The following is a 21536-nucleotide window of genomic DNA, read 5'->3' on the forward strand; positions in this document are numbered from 1 at the left end:
TTTTCTACTCCTGACTGAAATACTGTTCCAGCAGGTCGGCAAGATCCTGGATATTATTGATAATATTAATGCCCGCCGTTGACACATACTCGCCCGGCAGATAGATTACCCGGCCCTCGGCCACCGCCGGAATACTGTTCCAGAAGTCAGGATTTAGTTCATAAACGCCCTCCATAAGGGCCTGAACATCCTCAGAGGTGCCGGAACCTGTAATCAGTACAATATCCGGATCATATTCAATAGCCGCCTCCATATCCAGCGGAATCATAGACGCTGCCTGGTCGTTGTGGTAAACACTCTCCAGCCCGCACATGGTGGCCATACAGCCAAGGGTGGCTTTTTCCGTCTGCAGATACATATCTGTCGGTCCGCCGGCCAGAAGCATCAGCACCGTTTTACCCTGGCAGATGGTTTTCAATTCCTCCACCCGGGCGTCCAAAGCGTTAAACCGGTCCATGGTCTGAGCCCCTTTCCGGGCCAGCTCTTCAGTCATTGAGAAGGCATCCACAAGGCTCTGGCTCTGCTCACGGATAACATCGTACATATTGTGGGTCTGGGAGTTGGTAGCCACATAATATACCGGAATTCCAAGGGATGTGAGTGTATCACCATAATCTGCCTGCTGTCCCGCAGCCATAATCACAAGATCCGGCTCCAGTTCTACGATGGATTCAGCGCTGAAAGTGTCACTGCTTATGGCGGGAAGCTCCTGAGCGTTAAGATCATCGGGGTAATCCAAAACACTGGTGGTAGGCACGGCCAAAAGGGGAACCCCCATATCATAGAGAGTCATCACCGGATATGTGGTCAGGCACACGATACGCTCCGGCATGACATCCATTTCAATAATGTCAGTATATCCAAGTTCCTGCATATGGGCCGGATATTCCAGGCAGAAGGTTCCGGCCACCTCCTCTTTCCCGGCCAGTGAGGTGCTGCCGCTGTCCTCATTTCCGGTTTCAGAAGGCGCCTTAGCCTCCCCGGCTGCCCCTCCAGTTTCTCCCGCAGCCGTCTCTGTTTCTGCGGCGGTCTGGCTGCCCTCGCCGGCCGTACTATTTTGGCCGCAGCCGGCTGCTAAAATCACAAGAGCCGTCCCAAGGGCCAGGGACATTATTTTTTTCATCTTCATATTTACTCATTCCTTTCTTCCATGGCCAGAATCTTATCGGCCAGAGCGTTGTAAACTTCCTTCATCGGAGAATCTTCTAAAGTTTCAAACACAGTTCCGCCTTTAGCTTCCGCCGCCTGGATATCTGGCGAACGCGGGACATACTGAACCATCTGGGTCCCAATCTCTTTCAGAGCTTCATTGACAATAGCTTCTTCATTTTCAATATTTTTCGCGTTGAGGATCAACCCCTGCAGCCGGGCGTAACCCCGCCTGCCAAATCCACGAATGGCCGTGGCAATATTGTTAGCCGCGTACAGGCTCATCATCTCCCCTGAGGATACAATGTAAACCTCCCGGGCATAGCCGCCCCGGATCGGCATGGCAAATCCGCCGCAGACCACATCGCCCAAAACATCATAAATAACAATATCCGGCTCATAGACCTGAAAAGCATGAAGACTTTCCAACTGTTCAAAAGCGGAGATAATTCCCCGCCCGGCACAGCCTACACCAGGAGTTGGTCCTCCCGATTCGACACAAAGTACACCGCCGTATCCCTCAAAAACTATATCTTCCAGACGTATATCCTCGCCCTTTTCCTTAATCTGCTCCAAAACTGTGGGAATGCGCCGTCCACCCATAAGATTTTTTGTGGAATCGGCTTTCGGATCGCAGCCAATCTGCATGACCCGGTAATTTTTCCCCGCTAAAGCCGCGGATAAATTGGACGTGGTGGTAGATTTTCCAATCCCGCCTTTACCATAAATAGCAATTTTGCGCTTCACTGCGTCCTCCAAACTCAATCACCTTTTCTTTTTATTATTTAAGGACTTCCTTTTTTTGGCAAAACATGGTACCATGCAGTTAGTGTTATCTAACCAACAATTGGGATTATAACACACAAAATCTCCCATGTCTTTCAAAATATTTGACAGAACTTTCATTTTTACGGGAAAGGTGAGCAAAAATGAATGATAAAAGTAAAGAAGTGACTTGCAAAGAAGAATTTTATAATTTTAAGGCCCTCTGCGACGCGGCTCTCCACAGAGACCCCAGCCAGACAAAGGCAATCCTTGAAAAGCAGTCCAGATGCCTGTTTGATGGAGAAATCCGCGAGGCGGATATTCTTGTTTTCCTGACCTCCATGAACCGGAGTTTTTATAATTACATATTATATACTATGGATCTTTCTCTGTACCAATGCTGTTATGAAAATGTGCGGCTGATCCACCGATGCAAAGACAAAAATGAATTTTTCCAGAAAGCCGGCCAGATTATCCACGCCTACTGCCATGAACTGGCCTTAAACCTCCAGGATAACCCTTATATTATCCGGGCGAGAGAATACATATCCAGCCACCTGGATGAGAATCTCCATCTGGAGGATGTGGCCGATCATTTATATATAAGCAAAGCCTACCTGTCTGAACTTTTCTGCTCCTGTGCAGGCTGCTCTTTCTCCACATACATCACCAGCCTGCGCATGGAAAAGGCAGGACAGCTTCTTCGCTCCACAGCCCTGCCAATCCACGACATTGGTGCTGCCTGTGGATTTCTATCTCCAGCTTACTTTTCTACGGTATTTGCCCGACACTACGGCGTGTCTCCAAGACAATACCGCCGAAAAGTGTCCTGATTTTCAATTCAGGTTCAGCCTCCACAAATCCCAAATAGATGCAGATATTCAACGTCACCCCAATATCTGAATAACCCATAATTCCTGCTATCCTCCAGACAATTCCCTTCCGCCAAAAGGGGAGGCACTACTGATCGTTTCGTTCCGGTGCGCAAAGCAAAATAATCGTTGAGCCGCGATGGCATCATCTGCCGCCGCGGCCCAACGCTTATCTCAAAGCTATGAAATTTACTGAAGTTTCTTGCCTGTGAGCATCTCGTAGCCAAGAAGATACTGATCAATCGTTTTCTGAACAACATCCTCCGGAAGGGTCCAATTGCTATCCGGGTTGGCTTTGAGCCAGTCGCGGGCAATCTGTTTGTCGAAAGAAGGCTGGCCATGTCCAGGCTCATAGCCGTCTGCCGGCCAAAAACGGGAGCTGTCCGGTGTGAGCATCTCATCGCCGAGAACAATGTTGCCGTCCTCGTCAAGGCCAAACTCAAACTTTGTATCCGCGATGATAATCCCGCGGCTAAGAGCGTAATCAGCACACTTCTTGTACAGAGCGATGGTATAATCTCTCAGTTTGGAAGCGTACTCCTCCCCTTTTCCTGGGAAATACTTTTCCAGATGGGCAACACTCTGCTCATAGGAAATATTCTCATCATGATCGCCGATCTCCGCCTTAGTGGACGGTGTATAAATAGGCTCCGGCAGCTTGTCAGATTCTCTCAGGCCCGCAGGCAGCTTAATACCGCACACAGTCCCGTCTTTCTGATAGCTTGCCCAGCCGCTTCCTGTAATATATCCCCGGACAATACATTCGATGGGAAGCATGTTCAGCTTGCGGCACATCATGCTGTTGCCGTCAAATTGAGGCTGCCGGAAAAATTCCGGCATATCTTTAACATCTGTGGAGATCATATGGTTCGGAACAATGTCCTCGGTCATATCGAACCAGAACTTGGACATCTGTGTCAGCACAGTTCCCTTCTTTGTCACGGTGTTTTTCAAAATAACGTCAAAACAACTGATCCGGTCTGTGGCAACCATGATCAGATTGTCGCCGTTGTCGTAAATTTCACGAACTTTTCCTTCTTTAATCGGTTTCATTCTATTTACCTCACTTCTTTATGTTTTGTAACAATACTAGCATAAACAACTTCGGTAAAATACACAATAGTATTTTTAAATTTTTTTCTGTTTCAACCGTATATTTCCTCTACAATGCTCTTAAACTTTACAGCCGCGGAGCTTTTTAGGCTTTTCCAGACGATCATATGATTAATCTGGGACTCAGGAATCTCAATATCAAAAGTCCGTATATTGGGGTATGGGTAAGCATATTCTCCCGCCGATCTTACTTGCTTTCGATGAAAACTTCCACAACCCTGGGCTCGTTGCTGTCCATGGCCTCCCTGATGGTATCCGCAAGAAGGGAAGGTTCCTTTACCTGGCAGCCCTTGACTCCCATGGACTGTGCCAGATCTGAAAATGAGATCACCGGCTGGTCAATATCCATGCCTAGATGGCGCTCCTTGGCCGGATTCCCCCCCCCAAAATCCACTGGCGCACATTTTTCACCTGACGATAAGTACCATTGTTGGTAATGACAAAGGTAACAGGGATTTTATAGTGAGCCGCTGTCCAAAATGTCTGCATGGACCAGGCCGCGCTGCCGTCGCCGGAAATGACAAGAACCTTTTTCTTTGGCAGAGCCATCTTAACTCCAAGGCCTCCGGGCAGGCCAAAGCCGATGCTTCCGCCGTTTCTCGGACGAAACAGTGTGTTTTCATCTTTAAAATCCACGATCTGGCGCAAAATAGCCAACGAAGACCAGCAATCGTCCACAATACAAACATCTTCGTCCATGACTTTTGCCACTGCCGATGCCAGAGCGGTAACTGCCACAGGAGAACGGTCCTTCTCTGCCCCGGCCTTTGCCATTAAGGCCTCATAGATAACCCCTGTCTTTTTGCCGATAACCTGTGCGCGGGCCCTTGCCGCTTCAGCCAGCTCCGTCTCCGGTTCAAGCAGAATATTCAGGCGGGCCACAGACTTTTGAATATCCCCAAGGATACCACATTCTACAGGAAAGTTTTTGCCGATCTCCCACGGATCATCGTCAATCTGGATCATGGGATAAATCTCCAATGCCCGCAATCCAAAAAGTATAATCGCCAGAAAGGTTGGCCACATCATGTCAACAAATGTCCAAAGAACAATAAGTCCGATCATCTGTCCGATAACTGCCATGCCTGCCGGGGTAATTGGGTCCGGTGCAGGCAGTAATGGAAAAAGTATCATAATCAGAATACCGATAAGCGACTTTAAATAATACTTCCAGTCGCGTGTCTTTTTATCACCCATTTTTTCCTCCTCCATAAATGTGGAAGCGCGCTTGAAATATAGATTTTGCGCAGCTATCCGGCAGAGAAAATTCCGGAAAACATGGCCAGATAGCTGCTGTTCATCAGGCCTGATTTGGTTATGTCATAATTTTAACACAGTCCTTTTTAATATGGAAATTAGCATTTTTATCGGTTCCATAAATGATTTTTATTGAGAAAAAAACTTGCTTGTGACGCAGCGTCATAATTTATAATATATCAGACGGGAATTATGTCGGCTAAAGCCGACCCGAATCCCGCGCCAAGACTGGCGAGCGAGTCTTAAATTCAGGAGGTAGATGAGCATGGCAGAACACAGAGCAATACCGGAAGGTTATATGACCGTCGGAGAAATAGCAAAGAAAATGGGGGTGACTGTCCGCACTTTACAGTACTATGATAAAGAAGGTCTGCTCTCCCCGTCGGCGGAAAGCGAAGGCGGGCGCAGACTTTATACTGATAAAGATCTTGTCACCCTTCATCAGATTGTGTCCCTGAAGTCTCTGGGATTTTCTCTGGAGGATATCAGAAAATACATGGTTTCTTTAGAGACGCCGTCGGATGTTGCCAGCGTTCTCACAAAACAGGCGGATGACATAAGAGAAAAAATTGAACAATTAAGCATCGCTTTATCCGAAATCGAACAGTTAAAAGAAGAAGTCCTTCAGATGCAGACAGTAAATTTTAAAAAGTATGCAGATATCATTGTCAATCTGCAAATGAAAAATGACTCATACTATCTGATCAAACATTTTGATGATGACACCCTTGACCATATACGCAGCCAGTTTGATAAGGCAAGTGGGATGGATTTTATGGACAGGTTTAACCGCCTGACCGATGAGATCATAGAACTGCAAAAGAAGGGCGTTCCACCGGAAAGTGAGAAATGCCAGCAGGCAGTCAGAAAATATTGGGATCTGATCATGGAGTTTGCCGACGGCGATTTAAGTATGATTCCGAAATTAATGGAAATCGGCAGTATTGACACAGCATCAGTGCCGCGGGAAAGCAGACAAAAAACAGTGAACGATTATCTTTCCCCGGCTTTTGAAATCTATTTTTCCAAACTTGAAAAAAATCCCTTTGGGGAGGTGGAACAATGAGCTGCGCTATAGAAGTTCACGGATTACGAAAAAGCTACGGTGATCACCTGGTTCTCAATGGAGTTGATCTGCAAATTCAATCCGGCGAAATTTTCGCCCTTCTGGGCGTCAATGGCGCTGGCAAGACGACAATTCTTGAGTGTATAGAAGGATTAAAAAAATATGACGCCGGCCGGATCATTGTCTATGGCAAAACGGGTATCCAGCTTCAATCATCGGCCCTGCCCGCCCACATCAGGCCAATGGAGGCCGTGACCCTTTTCGCAAAATGGAATAAATCCAAAATTGATCACTCCATGCTTCATATTTTAGGCATCGGGGAAATAGAGAAAAAACAGTATATTCAGCTGTCCACCGGGCAGAAAAGGCGGCTGCATCTGGCCCTTGCCCTGATCAGCCATCCGGATATTATTTTCCTGGACGAGCCCACGGCCGGACTTGACGTTGAGGGACGGCTGGCGCTTCATGAACACACCCGGAGGCTTAAATCACAGGGAAAAACGATTATTTTAGCAAGCCACGACATGGCGGAGGTTGAAACCCTTTGTGACCGCATCGCTATTTTAAATAAAGGCAATATCGTCTTTTGCGGCACAGCCTCAGAATTAACAGATAAAATCAGTAAAAAATATGTTATTTACATAAAGACCCCAAAAGGCGAGAAGCATTTTGAGGCCGAAGATATTGAAGATACTCTGATCGCTCTCCTCAGAGAACTAAAAAATAAAAAGATCCCCATATGGGATCTGAAAGTTGATCGGGGCACACTGGAACAGCATTTCATGGAAATGACAGGGAGGGACGTTAAATGAGCGGATTTTTATATAGCCTGAGATTACAGTTAAAATTAGACATACGCAGCAGATCATTATTAGTGACCTGCTATATTGTACCTCTTATTTTCTTTCTTCTCATGGGACGTATTTTTACTTCTGTAATGCCTGAAATGAAAGGTACTCTGATACAATCTATGATCGTACTGACGGTATCTATGGGCGCTTTTATCGGGCTGCCTCCATCGCTGATGGAAACTTACGCCACAGATGTGAAGAAGGTTTACAAAGCTAATGGCGTGCCGCTGTATTCCGGCCTTATTACCATGTTTTTCTCGGCCTTTATACATCTGTATATCACCTGCGCCATTATACTGCTCCTCTCCCCGGTGCTGTTTGACGCGGTTTTACCCGCCCATGTTCCCCCTTTTCTGCTCGCCCTCGCCATATTTATTACAGTCTCATTATGCCTGGGGTGCATACTGGGACTGGCAGTAAAAAACCAGGCAAAGTTGACGATGCTCGCCCAGCTTTTATTTTTACCGTCTATTATGCTCTCAGGGATCATGTTTCCTGTGAATCTGCTGCCTGATTTTTTAGAAGCTATCGGGCGCCTTTTCCCTGCTTTCTGGGGATACCGCCTGATGCTGGATCAGGGTCTTTATCCGGGAAATCTGTGGTATCCCCTTCTATTATTTGGCGGAGCGGCACTTTACCTATATATCCGCCTCCACAAAATGAACGGCTGAGTTTTCCCAATATTTCCTGTAAACTCTGTCTTTCTGTCCATCAAGATTAAGCTGATACATGCGAAAAGTGACCCGGATATTTTTGGGCTGCCACTGTTCTTCGTATGAATACTCATATTTCATCCCGGCCTTTTTCATCACTTTTCCGCTGCCGGGATTGTTCACATCATGGGTCGCCGTCACATAGGGAATCCCGTCCCCTTTTAATTGGCCTATGACAGCCAGGACAGCTTCAGTGGTGATCCCCTGCCCCCAAAATTCTTTGCGAAGACCATACCCCAGATCGAAACTGTCCTCTGTGCTGACATTGACATATCCGACAGGGATATTATCCTTTTTCAGACAGACAGCATAGTTGTAAGCCATTTCCTGAGTATATTTGCTCAGGAAATGATTTTCATAAAAAGCCTGGGCTTGCGCCATTGTTTTCACAGGAAACCACGGCAGAAACCGATTCACGTCTTTATCGCTGTAAATTTCATAGATAGCCCTCACATCAGCCGGTTCAAATTTTCTTAAAATAAGCCGCTCTGTCTCAAGGGCCGGCGTATTCTTTTCCATGCGGCCGGATTCTCTTCTCATGCGCTCATCTCCTCTACTCAGAAATTCTGTAATGTCCTGCCAGATCATCTCTCATTTCGAGAATGTCCTGTTCATAGGCCGTCTGCCACGGGCTGTTATGGTGGATCACATAGGGAATCCCTTTTTCATTCCTCCGGTCAGAGACAATGCCAATGTGATCCTGGAAAATGACAATATCCCCGCCCTGCCATTCTTCGATCTGAGAAAGATCAGTGGTCAGACGTATTCCCCAATGTTCAAAATAGACTTTCAGATTTTGTACACGCCTGAAATCAATATTTTTATCCGGCCGCTCCACATGGTAGTCCGACGGGTTGTCCCTGATGTCCCCATCCACCAGTGTCATCAGATCATAACCTGCATTTTTAAGGGCGAAGGCCACAAGGTCTGTACACACGCCATAGCCGTCGTCCGGATAGCCTGTTGAATAATATTTGCTTTTATATTTTGGCTTTGTGGCAGCGTATTCCAGAGCGCCCTGCAAAATATCCGTCTCATCGTCAATGCCGTCCCCATCCTTGTCTGTAGTGCTGACAAACTGCTCCACAGCCGTACCGTATTGATCGGAAGGCCGTCGAGACGACGTATGCTGATAACGGAAAAGGATGATCAGCGCGCACAAAATGACCGCTATGCCTGCCGTAAAAATAAATACTTTCTTTTTCATTTTATTTCAATTCTTTTGCTTTTTCCTGTGCCAGATTATTTAATTTCTCATAGACATAGTTTCCGGCTTTCCAGTTATTCAGGTTGTTGATTCTGGATCCATGATCCCCTTATTTGACTTACAGCCCTTACAGCCAATTTTATCTTTCAAATGCACCTATATAGCTCCGCCTTCTTAACGTCAGGTTTACTTGTCTATATGATACATATTACAGATCGCTTGTCAATACTTACTGCAAAGTTTTAATTGATTAAACATTCAGAAGTTTCGCTCGCACGGATGCCTCGCCTCGTATGCGCGATGACCTGCGGCTTGCACCGCTTCTTTTCCACTTTCAGGCCATTGGCATTGCTCTATTCACATAAAAAATTATAAAAACGTGATTTATATCACTAAAATATATATAATTATGTGATTTCCATTGTATTTTGCCATCGTTTAGCATATAATAAAAATGTGATTTTTTTCACTAAAATTTCAAAGAAAATGTGAGGAGTGAGTCTATGGAACGTTTATTTATGAAAAAATTACTGGACTGGAAAAATTCCCCCTACCGCAAACCTTTAATTCTTAAAGGGGTCCGGCATCTGATGCGTCGGATACTTAAACTTAACCAGTTCCCAGAACGCCTCTTTTGAAATTCGTTCAGCCATATAGTCCTCAACATAATCCCAGATTGTATCATCTGCCATCGGTCCCTCGACAACATCATAATCATGTTTTAGGCCAAGCCGACAATTTACAACAAATTGCAACCATTCCTCTGTCATTTTGCTAAACTTTTAAATATTCAGGCTCTTATCGGGTGAATATTCATAAAAATTTACAGTATGCCTTCTACGTTTTGTCAAAGCCCAGCGTTTTGCCTGCTTTTCTATAATTGTACAGTAAAACCCATAGCCAAAATCTTTGTAAAAACCATTTTCCAAAATCTGCGGTTCTTGAACTATTACGTTACTTCCATGATATAAAATCATATACTTTTCCCCCCTTCACAGTTAAGATTTATCTATCTTCCTTTTTAGCCTTTCCCTCTCCAATATTGTAATTGCAAGTATAGCAATAAGTAATCCGACAATACAGATTACAGTCCCGCTAAATGAAATTGTTGAATTTATAAATCCTGTGGCGCCGTTAATCAAAGCTAAAGCGATTAAACCTGAACATATTACTAAAGCAATCTTAGACATTATCGTATATTTCTTCATTTATATCACCATTCCACTTAATAAATTGCACTTTCTCGTCCTATTTGCGATATTTTTCCCCATAATACATCCAAGTGCGATCCAATAAAAAATCAACAGTAATAGCTTATTTCGCCAAAATATGTAAACCATTTCTGAATAATATCAGCACTTCGTGCCTCAATCATTCTCATAATATTTCGCAACGTATGTGAAGGTATTCTTGAATTATTATTGCAAAGCAGACAGTTCCCTGCACTGGTAATCCATACCTTTGTTGCATTTTCAGAAGGCTTTCCTTTTGCGATATGTACATGAATCGGTTCAACGGGTTTATTCTCATTTGTCCAGAAATAAATCCAGTATTCTCCCATTCTAAAGATTTGAGGCATTCTCAAAGCCTCCTTCCTGAGAAAATTCAATAATAAGATGTGCCGTTGATCTTATGATTTCTTCAAACTGCTCAATCTCTTCTTCTGAAAAATGGTAAACATCTTCCCAAGTATAATCGGGGAGCCAGCATGTAGCATGTTTAAAGCCATATTGTTCATCAGGTCTCTCAATATACACTTTTACTCTTCCATCATTCTGCATATCAGAATGAACAATCTCTGTCTCATCATTCAATGTCATAAAAGGATACATCATGTTATCGTTCCTCCCTGCTTTTTATACGATATTTATTGTTTATATTATATCCCATTAGCGATACTTTCAAATTCCAAGTTGTCAAACGATTTAGTCTATTATAACACCCTAAATATTTCCCTGTCATTACTATTTTTCACTCATACAAAAAGAGAGCAGAACATCATCTGTCCACTCTCCTTACAAATACTCTACATGATTTATTACTTCACACCATATCACACCCAAATGCGAAAAAACCGCCCTTACTTGTGATATGGCTCATGATGGATAATCCTGAAACTTCTGTAGATCTGCTCCAGGAGGATCACCCGCATCAACTGATGGGGAAAAGTCATTTTTGAAAAGCTGAGAAGCATGTCCGCCCGGGACAGCACCTGGGGCGCAAGGCCCAGAGAGCCCCCGATGACCCACTGGATATGACTGACGCCGTCAATGCCCAGTTTTTCAATTTTTTTGGCCAATTCCACGGAAGACAACGCCTTTCCGTCGATGGCCAGAGCAATGACAAATGCGTCCTCCCGTATATTTTTCAAAAGACGCTCTCCCTCTTTTTGAAGGATCTGCTCCTCAAGACCAGGGCTGGCACCGTCGGGGGTTTTCTCATCGGCCACCTCCACAATATCCAGACGGCAGTACCGGCTCAGCCGTTTCTCAAACTCAGCGATGGCCTGGGTATAAAATTTTTCTTTTACCTTACCCACGGCCAGCAGCGTCATCTTCATCGAAGGCCTCCGTTTCTGCGCAGGACAAGAGCGATCACAAAAACCACAACCAGCAGAGGGAAGAAAAAGGCGATCACTCTCGTCAGAACGATGAGAACGGCCAGAACAAGAAGGATCACAATCCCGATGGCCCCATAAAGTTTAAGGCGGGACCAGTTTCCCTTTTCCGGCTTTTTCTCATATCTGTTCTGGGACGCATTGACGGAGGAGTTTCGGCTGTGATGACGTGATCTGCGGCCAGCCGCGTCCGCGATACTTTTCCCGATGATCCGGGGATCTCCAAGGCCGGCGGTGGCCTCAGCTTCTGATTTGCCGGAAGCAACCTCCCCGTCCAGATATTTTTCATAATAGCGGATAGCTTCTTCCAGCTCGCCGCTGCTCACTTTGCCCGTCAAATAACTTCTCAGTTCCCTTAAAAAATCTTTTTTGCTCATATATCCTCCTTGTGTATCTTCTGTGGAATCTTCCAGCGGGCTAAAACTTCATTGACCTGATCTGCGTCCATATCACTGAAATTTCCCACAAAAGCCCCGCTGATTTTATTAAAATCTACATACGTCTCCATAAATCTCTGTATGTCCCCGGCAGACACCTGGCGAACCTTGTCCGCAATTTGCTCCAGGCTCTCCTCTTTCTCCATGTAAATCCACGTTTTGGCGTTGACATCCATACGGTTATGGGTACTCTCCGAACCCAGATAAAGTTCTGTACATATCTGCCTTTTTGTCAGCTCAAGCTCATGTTCGCTGACTGGCACTCTTTTCATCCGGTCAACAGCCTCCAATATGGCATCCAGGACTTTATCCGTCTGTCTGGGCGCCATTGCGGCGTAAATCTGGAACAGACCGCAGTTTTTAAAAGAACTGCCGTATGAATAAATAGAATAGGCCAGCCCTTTATCTTCCCGGACTTCCTGGAACAGTCTGGAATTGCCGTTGCCGCCGAGAATACTGTTGACAACGCTCAAAACATATTTATCCTCATGCTCATAAGGTATGGCGTCAAAGGCCAGATCCAGGTGCATCTGTTCAATATCTTTATGCCGGCAGACCATCACCGGACGATATACCGGATCCGGCCTGGAAAGAGTTTTCGAGCCCGGCCGGACTGTTCCAAAAATCATTTCAATGGCGGCCAGCATTTTGTCCGGTTCAAAATTTCCTGCGACAGAGATCAGCATATGATCTCCTGTATAATAGTCTTCCATAAATCGGCGGACAGTGCTGGCAGAAAAGTTTCTCACAACCTCTTTTTCTCCGGAAATAATATATCCTAAAGGGTGATCCCCCCACACTTCCTTCTGAAGAAGCTCATGGCACAATTCGTCGGCATCATCTTCATACATATCCATCTCGTCCAGAACAACACCCAGCTCTTTCCTAAGGTCTTCACCGTCGATTTTGGCGTGCTGGAGCATATCTCCGAGAATATCCAAAGCCTCATAGGCGTATTCGCCCAGAGTCCGGGTATAATAGCAGGTACACTCTTTGCTTGTGTAAGCGTCCAGGTTATCGCCGATAGCTGCCATCTCATCGGCAATCTCCCTGGCGCTGCGACGCTCAGTGCCTTTAAAAAGCATATGCTCCACCACATGGGCCACACCGTTATTTTCTTTATTTTCATCGGCAGATCCCGCCTCCAGCCAGACGCCAATGGAAACAGATCTGTAATTTTCCATAGGTTCCATAACAACACGTATGTGATTTTCAAGTATTTTACGGATAACCATTCTCTCTATTAATCTCCTGTCTGTCATTTCTCAGCCTATATCATATCGAATTTTAATTATCATTTCAAGTTTTTTCAATTTCTTATTTCATAGCCTGTAAAAGTATGATATAATTATCGGATGTTATGAAATGAATTTAAGAGTACAGGAACCCGGCAAGGTGATACAGGCGCAGCCTTTAAGGGTAGCCGAGCAAGGAGGAAATTATGAAAATCGGATTTGATCACGAAAAGTACATCAAAGAGCAGTCCCAGTATATTCTGGAACGGGTAAACAATTACGACAAACTCTACCTTGAATTTGGTGGTAAATTGATTAACGATCTCCACGCCAAGAGAGTCCTTCCCGGTTTTGACGAAAACGCAAAGATCAAACTGCTTCAAAAGCTTAAAGATCAGGCAGAAATTATTATATGCGTCTATGCCGGGGATATTGAGCGCAATAAGATCCGCGGTGACTTTGGCATTACTTATGATATGGATGTGCTTCGCCTGATTGATGATCTGAGAAGATACGGCCTGGAAGTCAACAGCGTTGTCATTACCCGCTTTGACCATCAGCCGGCAACCACTGTTTTCATTAACAAGCTGGAACAGCGCAATATTAAAGTCTACACTCACAAGGCGATCAAAGGCTATCCCGCCGATGTGGATACCATTGTCAGCCCTGAAGGTTACGGACAAAACCCCTACATCACAACAACTAAACCCATCGTTGTCGTTACCGCTCCCGGTCCAGGCAGCGGCAAGCTGGCCACATGCCTTAATCAGCTCTACCATGAACACCGCCTTGGAAAGTCTGCCGGATACTCTAAATTTGAGACATTCCCTGTATGGAATGTACCTTTAAAGCATCCTCTAAATATCGCCTACGAGGCAGCCACCGCCGACCTTAAAGATGTAAACATGATGGATTATTTCCATTATGAGGCTTACGGCATCGCCGCCGTCAATTATAACCGTGATCTGGAGATGTTCCCTGTAGTACGGCGTATTATTGAGAAGATTACAAATAAAGAGTCCGTATATAAATCTCCGACCGATATGGGTGTCAACCGTATTGGCTTTGGCATTGTGGATGACGAGGTTGTCCGTGAAGCTTCCCTCCAAGAGATCATCCGCCGCTATTTTAAGACCGCCTGTGAATATAAAAAAGGCCAGGCCGACGAATCGACGATGCAGCGGATCAAACTGATCATGGAGGAAGTTGGACTTAAAGAAGAAGACCGTGTTGTCGTTGCTCCGGCCAGAGAATACGCCCGGAAGAATATGAAGAAGCTGAGCAACAACGATATTTCTTCTGCAACTGCCCTCGCTATGGATGACGGCACGATCATCACCGGAAAGAGTTCCGACATTATGGTATCCTGCGCTGCGGCAACTTTAAATGCCATCAAATACCTTGCCGGTATTGCCGATGAAATTCCCCTCATCTCCCTTAATGTGCTGGAAACTATCGTGAATCTGAAAAAGAATGATCTCCATTCCAAATACTGTGCCCTGAACCTGGAGGAGATCCTTATCGCGCTGAGTATCAGCGCCGTGACAAATCCCACGGCTCAGATGGCGCTTAACAAACTAGAAAAACTGAATGGCGTTCAAGGCCACAGCACTATTATGCTGACCCACAACGACGAACAAACGCTGCGCAAGCTGGGTGTGGATATGACCTGCGACGCGGAATATCCTTCCGAAAACCTGGCTTACAGCTAAAAAGAACTTTAACGGTTCTTCACTTAAATCTAATCCCCCATCGCGGTGTTCTCTTGGCGTACTGCCCGCGGGAATAAATAAAAAGCTTTTATCCTGTTTTTTCCAGCAGGATAAAAGCTTTTTTTATGGTCTTTTGGACATAATGATAACAGCCAGAAGAATATCGGCGCTGCACGCAGCGCGATCATAAGGAAAGGAAGTCAGCCATGAAAAAATTATTTTTAGTTTTCTGTATCTTAGCAGGTATTTTAACCATTGCCGCATGTTCCTCCGGAAGCGAAACCTCCGCACAGTCCCGCACAGACCTGACGTCGGATAATATTCGGGAACTTTCTGCGGACATGGAGCGCCGGGATGTAGAAAATCTTCTCGGCCAGGACGATGACCACCTGGCCCAAAAAGAAGACGTGGACGTTTACAGTCTCTCCGACGGAAGCACGGCAATTTTGCGCTATGTGGACGACCGTCTGGCCGGGGCATATATCCGGGGCAAAGATATGTATGAGGACACGATCTTCAGCAAATTTGCCAGAGATATCGCGGAAAATCTTGACGAGGGCAGTTATAATACGGAAGACGGCAAAGTGACCGGAGACACAGACGACTCTGACGGCAATCCTTCCGAAACGGAAACCCACTAAAAAATCAGGCGGCCAATGGCCGCCTGATCATTTAATTTTTATTACTGAGCAGCAAGCTTCTTGTAATTTTCAAGTCTTTCCTTAGCTGTCGCTTCTGTCTTCTCGAACAGTTCCTCAGCTACTTCAGGGAATGTTCTTGTCAGTGAAGAATAACGAACCTCACTCATAATGAACTCTCTGAAATCGCCTGTCGGCTCTTTGGAGTCTAAGCTGAATGGATTCTTTCCTTCTTTAGCGAGATCAGGATTGAATCTGTAAAGGCTCCAGTAACCACACTCAACAGCCTGTTTCATTCTTGTCTGAGCAAACTTCATACCGCCCTTGATACCATGGTTGATACATGGAGCGTATGCGATGATCAGGGAAGGACCATGATAGCTTTCAGCTTCTTTAAGAGCTTTCAAAAGCTGAGCCTGGTTAGCGCCCATGGAAACCTGAGCTACATATACATAGCCATAGGACATAGCCATCATACCAAGGTCTTTCTTCTTCACTCTCTTACCGGCAGCGGCAAATTTCGCAACAGCACCGATCGGAGTAGATTTGGAGGACTGTCCGCCTGTGTTGGAGTAAACTTCTGTATCGAATACAAATACGTTTACATCTTCACCGGAAGCAAGTACGTGATCTAATCCGCCGTAACCGATATCGTAAGCCCATCCGTCACCGCCGAAGATCCACTGGGACTTCTTAACAAGCTGGTCGGAGTTTTCAACGATAAAATCAAATGCTGCCTTAACTTCAGCGTTGTCACCATTATATGCTTTCGCAACTTCAAGAAGGTTTGCGGAAGCAGCTTTGGAAGCATCGCCATCGTTCATTGTATCAATCCAGCCCTGGAGAGCGGCTTTTTCAGCATCACCGGCACCAGCCTCGATAGCGGCTTTAGCCATGGAAGCGATTCTTTCTCTCTGAGCCTTAACACCTAAATACATACCATAGCCATACTCAGCGTTATCCTCGAACAGGGAGTTTGCCCATGCAGGACCCTGACCCTTCTCGTTAGTTGTGTATGGCATAGAAGGTGCGGAGCCACCCCAGATGGAGGAGCATCCTGTAGCGTTGGCAATGTACATTCTATCGCCAAAAAGCTGTGTGATCAGTTTTGCGTACGGTGTCTCACCGCAGCCTGCGCAGGCGCCGGAGAACTCAAGGAGCGGCTGCTCGAACTGGCTGCCTTTTACAGTGTCAGTCTTCATCGGGTTCTCTTTCTTAGAAAGAGTTAAGGAGTATTCCCAGTTTGGAGCTTCGTCATACTGTGTATGAAGAGGAACCATTGTCAGGGCTTTTTCCTTAGCCGGGCAGACATTTGCACAGCTTCCGCATCCAAGACAGTCAAGTACGGATACCTGCATCTTGAAGTAGTACTGGTCAACGCCCTTGCCTTTGCCTTTAACTGCGCCATAGTTTGCCGGAGCGGCTGCGTTCTCTTCTTCTGTTAAGAGGAATGGACGGATTGTCGCATGTGGGCAGACATAGGAACACTGGTTACACTGGATACACTTGCTGGAATCCCACTGTGGAACCATAGCGGCAACACCACGTTTTTCATAAGCGGCTGTTCCCAGAGGGAATGTACCGTCAACGCGGTCTTCGCGGGCAAATGTGCTGACAGGAAGGTCATCACCTTTCTGAGCGTTTACAGGTTCTACAACGTCTTTGATAAATTCCGGAACATCCTTAACATCTGCTGCTTCAGCATCTTTAGCGTCAGCCCAGGAAGCAGGAACTTCAACAGCGACAGCGCCGTCAACGCCGGCATCAACTGCGGCATAGTTCATGTTGACGATAGCATCGCCTTTCTTGCCGTATGTCTTCTTGATCGCTTCCTTCATAAATCTTACAGCGTCATCAATAGGAATGATGTTGGCAAGTTTAAAGAATGCTGCCTGGAGAACTGTATTTGTACGGTTTCCAAGACCGATCTCCTGAGCGATGTCTGTAGCGTTGATGGTGTAGAACTTAATGTTCTTCTGAGCGATGATGCGTTTCATGGAAGCAGGAAGCTTCTCATCCAGCTCTTTGGCATCCCACTCGCAGTTTAAAAGGAATGTGCCGTTTTCTTTGATCTCGCCAAGCATATCATAGAGATATACATATGCCTGATTATGGCAGGCAACGAAATCTGCAGTCTTAACATAGTATGTGGAACGGATCGGTTTTTTACCGAAACGTAAATGGGACTGAGTGATACCACCGGATTTCTTGGAGTCATAGGAGAAATATGCCTGAGCATACATATCTGTATGGTCGCCAATGATCTTGATGGAGTTCTTGTTAGCGCCTACAGTACCGTCTGCGCCAAGGCCCCAGAACTTGCAGCTTGTTGTGCCTTCGCCGGCAACGTCAACTTCCGGAAGGACAGGCAGAGATGTGTATGTCACATCATCTACGATACCAACAGTGAAGCCGTTCTTAGGCTCGTCAGCGTCAAGGTTCTGATATACAGAGATGATCTGAGCCGGTGTAACGTCTTTGGAACCAAGGCCGTAACGTCCGCCAACGATCGTTGCTTTTCTTCCTGTCTTGAAGAACGCTGTACATACATCCTCGTACAGAGGCTCGCCGATGGAACCGGACTCTTTGCATCTGTCAAGAACAGCGATCTTTGTAGCTGTTTCAGGAATAGCTTCAAGGAATTTTTCAATAGCGAACGGTCTGTACAGATGGACTTTTACAAGACCAACTTTTTCACCTTTAGCTGTCAGGTAGTCAATAACCTCCTCTGCTGCTTCGCAGACAGAACCCATAGCGATGATCACCTTTTCAGCGTCCGGAGCGCCATAGTAATTATATAATTTATAGTCGCGGCCAGTCAGTTTGCTGATAGCTGCCATGTACTCTTCAACAACTGCAGGCAGTGCATTGTAATAGCTGTTGGAAGCCTCTCTGCCCTGGAAGAAGATGTCAGGGTTCTCAGCAGTACCTCTGACAACCGGATGTTCCGGATTCAGAGCGCGGCGTTTAAACGCATTGAGAGCATCGTAATCTACCAGTTTTGCCAGCTCGTCGTAATCAAGACATTCAACTTTCTGAATCTCATGAGAAGTTCTGAAACCGTCAAAGAAATGAAGGAATGGAACTCTTCCTTTGATTGCGGAAAGATGAGCTACCGCTGCCATGTCCATAGCTTCCTGCACGGAGTTGGAGCAGAGCAGGGCAAAACCTGTCTGGCGGCAGGCCATAACGTCGGAATGATCACCGAAAATAGAAAGCGCATGTGTAGCTAACGCTCTGGCGCTTACATGGAATACGCATGGAAGAAGCTCACCAGCGATCTTATACATATTAGGGATCATAAGGAGCAGACCCTGGGAAGCTGTATAAGTGGTTGTAAGGGCACCTGCGGCCAGGGAACCGTGAACGGCACCTGAAGCACCTCCCTCAGACTGCATCTCAACAACCTTTACAGGCTGTCCGAAAATGTTCTTCTTTCCGTTCGCAGCCCACTCATCTGTCACTTCAGCCATCGGAGAAGATGGTGTGATTGGGAAGATACCGGCAACTTCGGTAAACGCATAGGACGACCAAGCAACCGCTGTATTACCGTCCATGGTTTTCATAACTTTTGCCATTTAAAAAATCTCCTTTCATTTGTGTTCATATATGTGTTTCATATAATTCACATTCGTTATTATTGTAATACAATCCCCGCCCCCTCGTCAAGAAAATATCAACCAAAATCTTGTATGGATTTTGATACAATCAAGCCGTGCATGTCTGTAAAAAGGTACGGAACGGGGAGCTTGCTCACCGGGACGCATCTTTTTACAGACATATAGGGCGCCAGCACTCAGCTCAGGACTGCGTCAGCAGACCTGAGCTGACGCTGCGAACGTTTTAGAACACCCCAAGCCGCACTAAAGCCTTAATCCTTTAATATCCTTGATCCGCGAAAAAATCATATTACAACTACACTGGGTCACGCCAGGCAGACGGTCTATAGTTTCATAAATCAATTTTTCCATTTCCTCATTAGAGGCTGCGACAGCGTGGACATGAAGCCGGCTTTTCCCCGTCACCCGATAAATTTGCGTAATAGTATCATTTTTCTCCAGCAACCTTGCCACTTCCATAAGAGCTGCCGGCGTCGTCTCTATTTCAAAATAGCAGGAAATCGCTCCGCTGATCTTCTGAGGATTGATGATCGTTGTATACTCCTCAATGATTCCCTTCTTCTCAAGAGCCTGTACCCGTGTCCTGACCGCCACTCTTGACAGCCCTACCTGCTTTCCAATGTCCGCGTAGGGCATTCTGGCATTTTGTATAAGGAGCTGTACGATCTTTTGGTCCAGCTCATCTAACCCATCTAAAAACATAAAACAGTCCCCTTTTCTTCGGATATCCCGCCCATTATAAAACCTTGTTGACAACATTTATTATACAATGAGTTTTTCCGCCGCGTCAAGAATATGGCAAGGTTTAACTTGACATATATAAACACTAAAACTATAATAAATTACGAATGTTAATATATTTTTTTCGAAACGAAAGTGGTGATCTATCCATGGAAAGAAGCCTGATCCGGGGACCTGTCATGACATCCCTGGTACGCTTTGCCATTCCCATGATTCTGGGAGATCTTTTACAGCAGTGCTACAACATTGCGGATACTCTTATTGTCGGCCAGTTTCTCGGAGCTAACGCCCTGGCGGCTGTGGGCTCCGCCTTTTCCCTGATGACCTTTCTCACCTCCATTTTACTTGGCCTTGCCATGGGAAGCGGAACCGTTTTTTCCATCCGTTTTGGCCAGAAAGATACCTCCGGATTAAAAGAAGGTATCCTGGCGTCCTTCGCCCTCCTGGGCGTTGTGGCTGTGGTCATGAATGTAATCATTTTTGCCGGGATCGACTGGATCATATGGGCGCTGAGGACTCCTGCCTCTCTGTCCGGAATGATGCGTGAATATCTCATCGTCATCTTTGCAGGGATCATCGGTATTTTCCTGTACAATTTTTTTGCCTCCCTGCTGCGCTCCCTGGGAAACTCTGTGGTTCCCCTTGTTTTTCTGGCTATCTCCGCTATTTTAAATATTGGCCTGGATCTTTTGTTTGTGGCGGTCTTTCACCGGGGCGTAGCCGGCGCCGCCGAGGCTACGGTCATCTCCCAGTATGTCTCAGGCATCGGCATCGCCATTTATACAAAAATCAAGTTTCCGGAGCTTGTACGGCTGGACAAAGGTGTACGGCTTCGGATGGAACGGATCAAAGAGATCGCCAGCTATTCTGCACTGACCTGTATGCAGCAGTCCATTATGAATCTGGGAATCCTTGCAGTTCAGGGGCTTGTCAACAGCTTTGGAACGACCATCATGGCCGCCTTCGCCGCCGGCGTAAAGATTGACGCTTTCGCTTATCTCCCGGTTCAGGATTTCGGCAATGCCTTTTCCATTTTTGTCGCTCAAAACTCCGGCGCCAAAAAGCCGGATCGGATTAAAAAAGGCATCCGGCTGGCCTTTTTAACTTCGATCATATTCAGCCTGGCCGTATCCCTGTGCGTATTTATCTTTGCGAAGCCCCTTATGTCCATGTTTATCGACGCCGGGGAAAGGGAAGTTATTTCCCAGGGCGTAGGCTACCTTCGCATTGAAGGCACCTTCTACTTTATGATCGGCATCTTATTTTTACTCTACGGCCTTTACCGCGCCCTTGGCAGACCGGGCATGTCTGTAATCTTAACCGTTGTATCTTTAGGAACCCGTGTGGGCCTGGCCTACGGTCTGTCGGCCATACCGGTGCTGGGCGTTATGGGAATCTGGTGGTCCGTTCCCATCGGCTGGTTTCTCGCCGATGTCCTTGGCCTCGGATATTATCTCTTTCACAGAAAAAAGCTGCTGGCCAGATCATCGGACCAGTCAAATACCCGGCAGCAGGCTGACGGGGTATGAAAAATGCCGCGTCC

Annotated in this window: 22 protein-coding genes and 1 pseudogene; 7 read left to right on the top strand and 16 right to left on the bottom strand. The window is 46.1% G+C overall.

Annotated features, from left to right (window positions below; translation table 11 throughout):
* Positions 1-4 precede the first annotated feature (4 nt).
* On the bottom strand, positions 5-1129 hold the full coding sequence (locus HNP82_RS11795; RefSeq protein ID WP_183775026.1) for an ABC transporter substrate-binding protein: 1125 nt from the start codon (positions 1127-1129) through the stop codon (positions 5-7).
* Between the two features lie 2 nt (positions 1130-1131).
* Entirely contained in the window at positions 1132-1896 is a 765-nt protein-coding gene (locus HNP82_RS11800; protein WP_183775029.1) for a nucleotide-binding protein, read from the bottom strand.
* A 182-nt stretch (positions 1897-2078) separates the two neighbouring features.
* On the opposite strand from HNP82_RS11800, the gene HNP82_RS11805 reads away from it, so the two are divergent.
* A complete protein-coding gene (locus HNP82_RS11805; protein WP_183775032.1) occupies positions 2079-2747 on the top strand; it encodes a helix-turn-helix transcriptional regulator in 669 nt (222 codons plus the stop codon).
* 228 nt (positions 2748-2975) lie between these two features.
* Here the strand turns inward: HNP82_RS11805 and HNP82_RS11810 are convergent, their stop codons facing one another.
* From HNP82_RS11810 to HNP82_RS18245, 3 genes are all read right to left on the bottom strand, one after another.
* Entirely contained in the window at positions 2976-3839 is an 864-nt protein-coding gene (locus tag HNP82_RS11810; RefSeq protein ID WP_183775035.1) for a phosphoribosylaminoimidazolesuccinocarboxamide synthase, read from the bottom strand.
* A gap of 247 nt (positions 3840-4086) precedes the next feature.
* Entirely contained in the window at positions 4087-4248 is a 162-nt protein-coding gene (locus HNP82_RS18240; protein ID WP_183775038.1) for a thiamine pyrophosphate-dependent enzyme, read from the bottom strand.
* A 2-nt stretch (positions 4249-4250) separates the two neighbouring features.
* Positions 4251-5096: a thiamine pyrophosphate-dependent enzyme gene (locus HNP82_RS18245; RefSeq protein WP_183775041.1), complete on the bottom strand. Its 846-nt coding sequence runs from the start codon at positions 5094-5096 to the stop codon at positions 4251-4253.
* 325 nt (positions 5097-5421) lie between these two features.
* On the opposite strand from HNP82_RS18245, the gene HNP82_RS11825 reads away from it, so the two are divergent.
* The 3 genes from HNP82_RS11825 to HNP82_RS11835 are packed head-to-tail and all read left to right on the top strand — an operon-like array spanning position 5422 to position 7744.
* Positions 5422-6222 (top strand): MerR family transcriptional regulator, encoded by an 801-nt coding sequence (locus HNP82_RS11825; RefSeq protein WP_183775044.1) that lies wholly within the window; start codon positions 5422-5424, stop codon positions 6220-6222.
* A complete protein-coding gene (locus tag HNP82_RS11830) occupies positions 6219-7034 on the top strand; it encodes an ABC transporter ATP-binding protein (protein WP_183775047.1) in 816 nt (271 codons plus the stop codon). Before HNP82_RS11825 ends, HNP82_RS11830 begins: the two co-directional genes overlap by 4 nt.
* The gene (locus HNP82_RS11835) at positions 7031-7744 is read left to right on the top strand and encodes an ABC transporter permease (RefSeq protein ID WP_183775049.1); all 714 of its coding nucleotides are present in this window, start codon (positions 7031-7033) and stop codon (positions 7742-7744) included. Before HNP82_RS11830 ends, HNP82_RS11835 begins: the two co-directional genes overlap by 4 nt.
* On the opposite strand, the gene HNP82_RS11840 is transcribed toward HNP82_RS11835, so the two are convergent.
* The 9 genes and pseudogenes from HNP82_RS11840 to HNP82_RS11880 form a co-directional block, all read right to left on the bottom strand.
* On the bottom strand, positions 7712-8326 hold the full coding sequence (locus HNP82_RS11840) for a GNAT family N-acetyltransferase (protein WP_243164751.1): 615 nt from the start codon (positions 8324-8326) through the stop codon (positions 7712-7714). The two genes, HNP82_RS11835 and HNP82_RS11840, sit on opposite strands and share 33 nt — an antisense overlap.
* Before the next feature lie 13 nt (positions 8327-8339).
* Positions 8340-8993: a DUF1287 domain-containing protein gene (locus tag HNP82_RS11845; protein WP_183775051.1), complete on the bottom strand. Its 654-nt coding sequence runs from the start codon at positions 8991-8993 to the stop codon at positions 8340-8342.
* A gap of 563 nt (positions 8994-9556) precedes the next feature.
* Positions 9557-9970: pseudogene (locus tag HNP82_RS11850) on the bottom strand (DUF3990 domain-containing protein).
* A 21-nt stretch (positions 9971-9991) separates the two neighbouring features.
* Positions 9992-10201 (bottom strand): hypothetical protein, encoded by a 210-nt coding sequence (locus tag HNP82_RS11855; protein WP_183775053.1) that lies wholly within the window; start codon positions 10199-10201, stop codon positions 9992-9994.
* Positions 10202-10293: 92 nt separating this feature from the next.
* Positions 10294-10572 carry a DUF4160 domain-containing protein gene (locus HNP82_RS11860; RefSeq protein WP_183775055.1) on the bottom strand — a complete coding sequence of 93 codons (279 nt, stop codon included), beginning with the start codon at positions 10570-10572 and terminating at the stop codon, positions 10294-10296.
* A complete protein-coding gene (locus HNP82_RS11865; RefSeq protein ID WP_183775057.1) occupies positions 10556-10828 on the bottom strand; it encodes a hypothetical protein in 273 nt (90 codons plus the stop codon). Before HNP82_RS11865 ends, HNP82_RS11860 begins: the two co-directional genes overlap by 17 nt.
* A 245-nt stretch (positions 10829-11073) precedes the next feature.
* Positions 11074-11553 carry a 23S rRNA (pseudouridine(1915)-N(3))-methyltransferase RlmH gene (gene rlmH, locus HNP82_RS11870; RefSeq protein ID WP_183775059.1) on the bottom strand — a complete coding sequence of 160 codons (480 nt, stop codon included), beginning with the start codon at positions 11551-11553 and terminating at the stop codon, positions 11074-11076.
* Positions 11550-11987, bottom strand: a complete 438-nt coding sequence (locus tag HNP82_RS11875) for a DUF1700 domain-containing protein (protein ID WP_183775061.1) — start codon at positions 11985-11987, stop codon at positions 11550-11552. The genes rlmH and HNP82_RS11875 overlap by 4 nt, the downstream gene beginning before the upstream one ends.
* Positions 11984-13282 carry a M16 family metallopeptidase gene (locus tag HNP82_RS11880; protein ID WP_183775063.1) on the bottom strand — a complete coding sequence of 433 codons (1299 nt, stop codon included), beginning with the start codon at positions 13280-13282 and terminating at the stop codon, positions 11984-11986. Before HNP82_RS11880 ends, HNP82_RS11875 begins: the two co-directional genes overlap by 4 nt.
* A gap of 206 nt (positions 13283-13488) precedes the next feature.
* On the opposite strand from HNP82_RS11880, the gene HNP82_RS11885 reads away from it, so the two are divergent.
* Both HNP82_RS11885 and HNP82_RS11890 read left to right on the top strand, forming a co-directional pair.
* Positions 13489-14994, top strand: coding sequence for a DUF1846 domain-containing protein (locus HNP82_RS11885; protein ID WP_183775065.1), 1506 nt, complete (start codon positions 13489-13491; stop codon positions 14992-14994).
* 206 nt (positions 14995-15200) lie between these two features.
* Positions 15201-15635 (top strand): hypothetical protein, encoded by a 435-nt coding sequence (locus HNP82_RS11890; protein ID WP_183775068.1) that lies wholly within the window; start codon positions 15201-15203, stop codon positions 15633-15635.
* A 41-nt stretch (positions 15636-15676) separates the two neighbouring features.
* On the opposite strand, the gene nifJ is transcribed toward HNP82_RS11890, so the two are convergent.
* Complete coding sequence (gene nifJ / locus HNP82_RS11895) at positions 15677-19210, bottom strand: pyruvate:ferredoxin (flavodoxin) oxidoreductase (protein ID WP_183775070.1); 3534 nt, start codon at positions 19208-19210, stop codon at positions 15677-15679.
* A 285-nt stretch (positions 19211-19495) separates the two neighbouring features.
* On the bottom strand, positions 19496-19954 hold the full coding sequence (locus HNP82_RS11900; RefSeq protein ID WP_183775073.1) for an Lrp/AsnC family transcriptional regulator: 459 nt from the start codon (positions 19952-19954) through the stop codon (positions 19496-19498).
* 188 nt (positions 19955-20142) lie between these two features.
* Between HNP82_RS11900 and HNP82_RS11905 the strand changes: the two genes are divergently transcribed.
* A complete protein-coding gene (locus tag HNP82_RS11905; protein ID WP_183775076.1) occupies positions 20143-21522 on the top strand; it encodes an MATE family efflux transporter in 1380 nt (459 codons plus the stop codon).
* The last annotated feature ends 14 nt before the right edge of the window (positions 21523-21536 follow it).

It is taken from the genome of Catenibacillus scindens (genome assembly GCF_014202115.1).
Taxonomy (GTDB): domain Bacteria; phylum Bacillota; class Clostridia; order Lachnospirales; family Lachnospiraceae; genus Catenibacillus; species Catenibacillus scindens.